This is a genomic window from Streptomyces malaysiense, assembly GCF_000980885.2.
GTDB classification, from domain to species: Bacteria; Actinomycetota; Actinomycetes; order Streptomycetales; family Streptomycetaceae; genus Streptomyces; species Streptomyces malaysiense.
In genome coordinates this window covers 1-2,374 of sequence record NZ_LBDA02000180.1, presented here as the reverse complement: position 1 = coordinate 2,374, position 2,374 = coordinate 1, and the positions used below count along the sequence as shown (strand labels likewise).

General features: G+C 68.5%; 2 protein-coding genes. One reads left to right on the top strand and one right to left on the bottom strand.

Annotated elements, in window-relative coordinates; all coding sequences use genetic code 11:
* On the bottom strand, nt 1–492 hold a 492-nt coding region (locus VT52_RS34805), incomplete at its 3' end, for a DUF3291 domain-containing protein (RefSeq protein WP_071387769.1).
* Between the two features lie 910 nt (nt 493–1,402).
* On the opposite strand from VT52_RS34805, the gene VT52_RS34800 reads away from it, so the two are divergent.
* Nucleotides 1,403–2,374: S53 family peptidase (locus VT52_RS34800; RefSeq protein WP_420856331.1), on the top strand; the 972-nt coding region annotated here is incomplete at its 3' end.

Here is a 2,374-nt window from a genome sequence, read left to right as displayed (position 1 = left end):
AACCGCAACACGCAAAGTCCCTGGCGGAGCGGAGCCGTGGTCGTGGAGGCGCTCCAGCCTGGAAACCCCGTCCTGCCAGGTGGGTATCACGTCGTCGGGAACCCACCAGAACACGTAGTTCGGGTGTCCTGTCCGCTCGAACCAGTCGTAACGCCTGTTGAGTGCCTCACGGTGCAGACCGGAGTAGACGGCGTCGAAGGCGGGGCGGAGGCCGGTCCAGAGGGAGAGGGTCGCGGCCAGGGCGATGGTCTCCCGTGTACGGCCCTTGCTGTACCAGGTCGGTACGGCGAACGTTCCCCATGCACCCCAGTCCAGGTCGAAGTGTCCGCCCCGGCCGCCGCCTGTCGCCTCAGCATGAGCGAGGTACCCGGGGTGCTGACTGATCTTCCGGTAGACGGCCTCACCGCTTTCGTGGAATTCCCGCGTCAGAGGTGCGGGATCGGCGAGAGGCGACTTCAGGACGCCGAATGTGTAAAGCGCGAGATGGGGCATGCGTCTCTCCCTGGTTGGGGGTGTCCGGTGTGGGCCGTGGGTGGCTCGCCCGGCCCGAGAGAACTCCTCTGCGACCGTGGGCGGTTGCCGAGGACCAGGTGAAGGTAGCTGCCTTCGCGGACCATGTCGAAGTTGCGTTATTCCTGTCCAAGTGGCTTCCTTCGAGGGCCATTTCGGGGACGGCGTGGTGACGGGCGGAGCAGGTTTCGGGGCTCCGGAGATCCACTTCGACTTGATCGGGCGCGCCCGCCACTCCCGTCCGTGCCGCCTGTCACGACAGCCCCGAGTGCCGCGGAGCCGGGTGCGGTTGAAGAAGAGGGCACCCACATCCGAGACGCCCCGCTCCGGTTCGCACCACAGGACTCGTTCCGGCTCACCTGAGAACCTGCGGCTCGCCGGCCGCACCGGCCGACTTGAACGGGGCTGCCGGGCCCGATGTCCACACCGGCGACGCGCGGTTGTCCGGGCGGCAGGACGCGAGCCTCGGCCGAGGTGTACGGACGTACCTCTCGCCTCGTCGCCGGCAACCTCGGACGCCCCTTCCGCGACGGCGCGCCGACGGCCTCCGTCGTGCGTGCGACCCCTCTTCCTCATGGGCCGGCGGCCACTGACCGTCGTGCGGCGCCCCAGGCCCCGGTCCGCAGGATCGAGATCACGAACCTCGCATCGGGTCGGCCCGATTTCCCCTCACGGCATGGTCAATCCCCCTTCATGGAGAGGTAAATAATGCCCTGCGGTACTGCCGGTTCGCATTGCTCGGCCATTACGTTCCTCTCGCACCCTGTCATGTATCGCTCACTTGGTGTCAGGGTGTGAGTGTCATGCTCATGATTGCGCGACACCGCCGCCCAGCGCGTCACGGGCCTGCCCATCCAGTGCGAATCCCCACTTCAACCGGAGGCAGCACCTCATGCGTGAGTCACGCCCGAGCAGTGCCAGACGCAGTCTGCGAAGACTCGTCGCCGTCGCCTTTCCCGCACTCGCCCTCACCGTCGCCGGTCTCGCCGCCGCGCCGACGGCCGGTGCGGCCCAGCCGGTCGTCACGGCCCACCCGCAGACCGGCAAGGTCGCCAGGAACAACCAGGCGCTGACCGCCCCCCAGCGGCAGGCCTTCCACTCGACCGGCAAGGCCGGGCAGAAGGTCCCCACGACCCACCTGTGCGCCGCGGACCACACGCCGGGCCACGTGTCCTGCTTCGCGCAGCGCCGCACCGACATCAAGCAGAAGCTGGCCGCGGCGATCACGCCCGACGCCACGCCCTCCGGCCTCTCCCCGGCCAACCTGCACAGCGCCTACAACCTGCCCACGTCGGCGGGTTCGGGCATGACCGTGGGCATCGTCGACGCCTACAACGACCCCAACGCCGAGTCGGACCTGGCCACTTACCGGTCCCAGTACGGCCTCTCCGCCTGCACCAAGGCCAACGGCTGCTTCAAGCAGGTCAGCCAGACCGGCTCCACCACCTCGCTGCCGACCAACGACAGCGGCTGGGCCGGCGAAGAGATGCTCGACATCGACATGGTCAGCGCGGTCTGCCCGAACTGCAACATCATCCTGGTCGAGGCCAACGCGGCCACCATGGCGGATCTGGGCGCCGCGGAGAACGAGGCCGTCGCGCTCGGCGCCAAGTTCGTCTCCAACAGCTGGGGCGGCGGCGAGGACTCGACCCAGACCAGCGATGACGCCAGCTACTTCAAGCACCCGGGCGTCGCGATCACCGTTTCTTCCGGTGACTCCGCCTACGGCGCAGAGTACCCGGCGACCTCGCAGTACGTGACCGCCGTCGGCGGCACCGCCCTCACCACCGCCTCCAACTCCCGTGGCTGGAGCGAGTCGGTGTGGAAGACCAGCTCCAGTGAGGGCACCGGCTCCGGCTGCTCG